Source organism: Stenotrophomonas sp. STEN021 (assembly GCF_056760175.1).
Genome location: NZ_JBRREH010000151.1, coordinates 1 through 3,946, shown reverse-complemented (window position 1 = coordinate 3,946; position 3,946 = coordinate 1). Strand labels below are relative to the sequence as shown.

Here is a 3,946-nt window from a genome sequence, read left to right as displayed (position 1 = left end):
CCCCCCCCCCCCCCCCCCCCCCCCCCCCCCCCCCCCCCCCCCCCCCCCCCCCCCCCCCCGGCTTTGTCCAGGACTTACTTATGCAACGCGGTCCAGCAGCCACTGGGTCAGCAGGCCGACCGGGCGACCGGTAGCCATGCCGCGCTTGCCTTCATCGCTGGCGACGCCGGCGATATCCAGGTGCGCCCAGCGCTGGCCTTCGGTGAAGCGCGACAGGAAGCAGCCAGCGGTGATGGCACCGGCCCAGCGGCCGCCGATGTTGTAGACGTCGGCGAAGCTGGAATCCAGCATGCCCTGGTACTCATCCCACAACGGCAGGCGCCATGCGCGATCGAACACGTTTTCGCCAGCGGCGGTCAGTTCGTTGGCCAGGTCGTCGTGCTTGCTCATCAGGCCGGCGGTCTGGTGGCCCAGGGCCACCATGCAGGCGCCGGTCAGCGTGGCAACGTCGATCAGTGCGGCCGGCTCGAAGCGCTGCGCATAGGTCAGCGCGTCACACAGGATCAGACGGCCTTCGGCGTCGGTATTGCCCACTTCGATGGTCTTGCCCGACATCGAGGTGATCACGTCGGACGGACGGTAGGCGTTGCCGTCGATGGCGTTCTCCACTGCCGGGACGACCACCACCAGGTTCAACGGCAATTTGGCCTTGACCGTGGCGACGAAGGTGCCGATGACGTTGGCGCCACCGCACATGTCGTACTTCATTTCCTCGATGCCCCCCTGGGTCTTTAGGTTGACGCCGCCGGTGTCGAAGGTGATGCCCTTGCCGACCAGCACGTAGGGCTTGGCGTCACCGCCATTGCTCCACTTCAGCACCACCAGCTTCGGGCGGTTGGCCGAGCCACGGGCGACGGCCAACAGCGAGCCCATGCCCAGCGCTTCCATCTGCGCCTCGTCCAGGATCTCGGCTTCGGCGCCGTCGTGCTCGGCGGCGAACTTGACCGAGGATTCAGCCAGATAGGCCGGGGTGCAGTAGTTCGGCGGCAGGTTGCCCAGCTCGCGGGCGTATTCCACGCCGGCGGCAATGGCCTGGCCCTGCAGCAGCGCGGTTTCGTCGCTGCTGGCGATGGCCAGCGACTCCAGGCCCGGGGCTTCCGGCTTCTTCTTGCCCAGGGTGGCGGTATAGCGGTAGCTGGCGTGGTTGGCGGTGATCACGGCCTGACGGACGTTCCAGGCGGCATCGCGACCAGCAACTTCCAGTTCGTTCAGGGTGAACAGCGCGCTGCGGGTATTGCCGCTCTTCAGGGCGCGGGCGGCGTCGCCGGCAGCCTTCAGGTACTGCACCACGCCGAACTTGGCCGGGTCGCCCAGGCCAACCACCAGCACACGGGCGGCGCTGACGCCGGCCAGATCGTGCAGCAAGGTGGTGTTGCCGGTCTTGCCGCCAACATCGCCGCGCTCGGTCAGGGCGGCCAGACGACCACCGGAAGCCGCGTCCAGGGCCTGTGCGGCCGGGGTCAGCGACTTGTCAGAGAAGGCGCCAACAATGACGCAATCCACCTCGGCGGAGACCGGGGCGGCGTGGTTCAGGGTGAATTCCAGAGACATTGATCAGATTCCGTTGCCAAATCCGTACAATCGCAGGCTGTATACGCAAGGCCATCGAGGCCGGGCGTTCTGCGGACTAAACCGAGAGTTTAAACCACCGACCCTATGGCGAAGCTTGACCGCTACCTTCTGAGTGACTTCCTCCAGAGTTTTCTGGCCACTTTGACCGTACTTCTGGTAGTCAGCATGGGCGGTGTGCTGGTCGACATCCTCGGCCGTATCGCCGATGGCCGCATCCCGGCCGGCCTGATGCTGTCCCAGCTAGGCCTGCAGTTCATCGTTTACCTGCCCATCATCCTGCCCCTGGCGCTGATGCTGGGGCTGGCCCTCTCGATCGCGCGGCTGTACCGCGATTCAGAAATGGCGGTGCTGACCGGCGTTGGCGTCGGTCCCAAGCGCCTGCTCAAGCCGATCCTGCTGTTGACGGTGCCGGTGGTGGCGCTGGTTGCGGGCTGCTCGCTGTGGTTGGGGCCCTGGGCCGACCGCAACGCCGAGCGGATGTTGCAGGAAGCCAGTCGCAGCATGGTCGTGGCCGGGCTGGAGCCGGGCCAGTTCACCCCGTTGTCCGGAGGCGGCATTGTCTACCTGTCGTCAATGACGGGCGACGGCACCAAGATGGGCAAGGTGTTCATGCAGCGTCAGAAGGAAGGACGTATCGACGTGGTATCGGCAAACAGCGGCGCGATGTTTTTCGAAGGCGAGCGTCAGCGCTATCTGCGCCTGGAGGACGGCTATCGGGTCGAAGGCCCGGAGAGCGGGACCCTGGGCTACCGGCTGATGCGCTATGCGCGTAACGAAGTGGCCCTGCCGGACCGCGAGGAAGTGCGCGACCAGAATGATCCGGAAATGCTGACCACCCGCCAGTTGCTTGGCGATGACCGGCCGGAGGCCAAGGCCCAGCTGCACTGGCGCATCACCCCGCCGTTGCTGGCGCTGGCGTTCGCCCTGCTGACCTTGCCGCTGGCCCGCAGCGCACCGCGCCAGCAGCGTTACGGCCGCATCATGGTCGCGTTCCTGGCCTATACGGTTGGCGTGAGCCTGAGCATTCTCGGTCGCCAGTGGCTGGCTGCGGGCAAGCTGCCAGTGGATGCAGGCATGTGGTGGTTGACCTTGCCGTTGTTGCTGCTGGCCCTGTGGCTGTACTTCCGTGATGGGCGCTTGAGTCGCCGCCGTGCGGGAGCAAAGGCATGAGGTTGCTGCCGCGGATTCATGACGTCTATGTAGGCCGTACCGTGCTGCTCACGGTGCTGGTGGTGTGGATGATACTGTTGGGCTTGGACGCGATCATGGCCTTGTCCGGCGAGGCCGGGAAAATCGGCCAGGGCCATTACAGCTTCGGCCATGCCTTGGCCTGGGTGGCGTACACCTTGCCGCGTCGTGCCTACACGCTGTTTCCGATGGCTGCGGTGATTGGCGCACTGATGGGCCTGGGCCAGCTGGCGGCGACTTCCGAATTGACCGCGCTGCGGGCGATTGGCCTGTCGCGGCGACGGATTGCGGTGTCGGTGGCGATTGCGCTGTCGCTGCTGACCGCATTGATGGTGGTCAATGGCGAAACCCTCTCGCCTTGGGCGCAGAGCCGCGCCGATGCCTTGAAGGCCAGTGCGCGTTTCAACACCGATATGGCCACCGCCCGCTATTCGGGCCTATGGGCGCGTGAAGGCGACACCTTCCTCAACGCCCTGACCGGCGAAGAGCAGCTCAGCGCCGACGGTCAGTCGACCTTGCTGCTGCATGACGTGCGCCTGTATCAGTTGAGTGAAGACGGGCGCTTGCTGAGCCTGACCTACGCCAAGACCGCACGCCACGACAGTCAGGGTTGGGTGTTGGAAAGCGTGCGCCGCGATACCTTCGGCGAACGCTCGGCCGCGCGTGAGGAGCTGCCCAGCGAAAAGTGGGCCTCGCAGTTGGATGCGTCTGCGCTGGCTTCCGGCTTGGCCAAGCCGCGCAACCTCGGTGTCGGCGAGCTCAAGACCAGCATCGACTACCGCAAGCGCAATGGCCTGGACGCGCGCGAGTACGAAGACACCTATTGGGGGCGCTGGTTCTACCCCTTGAACGTGTTGGCGCTGTGCCTGGCCGCGGTGCCGTTCGCGTTTGGTTCGCTGCGCAGCGGTGGCATGGGCAAGCGCCTGTTCCTGGGCATGCTGTTCGCATTGGGCTTCCTGCTGTTGCAGATGTTCTTCGGGCGCATGGCCGGCGCACTGAAGTTTGACTACCGCATCGCCTATGCCTTGCCGCCGTTGATGATGCTGGGCATCTCCGCCTGGTTGTCACGACGACGGGTGGGCTGATTTGTGTAGTGCCGAGCCATGCTCGGCAGAGGCTTTACCGGTAATGCCTCATCCGAGCCAGTCACTTAAACACAAAACACCCAGCCGACGAACTCTAGGGA

At 65.3% G+C, this 3,946-nt stretch carries 3 protein-coding genes; 2 read left to right on the top strand and 1 reads right to left on the bottom strand.

Annotated elements, in window-relative coordinates; genetic code table 11:
* Positions 1 to 78 precede the first annotated feature (78 nt).
* The gene (locus tag ACVOL0_RS20140) at positions 79 to 1,551 is read right to left on the bottom strand and encodes a leucyl aminopeptidase (protein WP_481550592.1); all 1,473 of its coding nucleotides are present in this window, start codon (positions 1,549 to 1,551) and stop codon (positions 79 to 81) included.
* Between the two features lie 105 nt (positions 1,552 to 1,656).
* Here ACVOL0_RS20140 and lptF point away from each other — a divergent pair, with 105 nt between their 5' ends.
* Both lptF and lptG read left to right on the top strand, forming a co-directional pair.
* On the top strand, positions 1,657 to 2,742 hold the full coding sequence (lptF, locus tag ACVOL0_RS20135; protein ID WP_481550591.1) for an LPS export ABC transporter permease LptF: 1,086 nt from the start codon (positions 1,657 to 1,659) through the stop codon (positions 2,740 to 2,742).
* Positions 2,739 to 3,845 (top strand): LPS export ABC transporter permease LptG, encoded by a 1,107-nt coding sequence (lptG, locus tag ACVOL0_RS20130; protein ID WP_481550590.1) that lies wholly within the window; start codon positions 2,739 to 2,741, stop codon positions 3,843 to 3,845. The genes lptF and lptG overlap by 4 nt, the downstream gene beginning before the upstream one ends.
* The last annotated feature ends 101 nt before the right edge of the window (positions 3,846 to 3,946 follow it).

Bases quoted from the DNA above. Each gene is read 5' to 3' on its own strand.
- ACVOL0_RS20140 (WP_481550592.1), bottom strand. From the start codon at position 1,551: ATGTCTCTGGAATTCACCCTGAACCACGCCGCCCCGGTCTCCGCCGAG.
- lptF (WP_481550591.1), top strand. From the start codon at position 1,657: ATGGCGAAGCTTGACCGCTACCTTCTGAGTGACTTCCTCCAGAGTTTT.
- lptG (WP_481550590.1), top strand. From the start codon at position 2,739: ATGAGGTTGCTGCCGCGGATTCATGACGTCTATGTAGGCCGTACCGTG.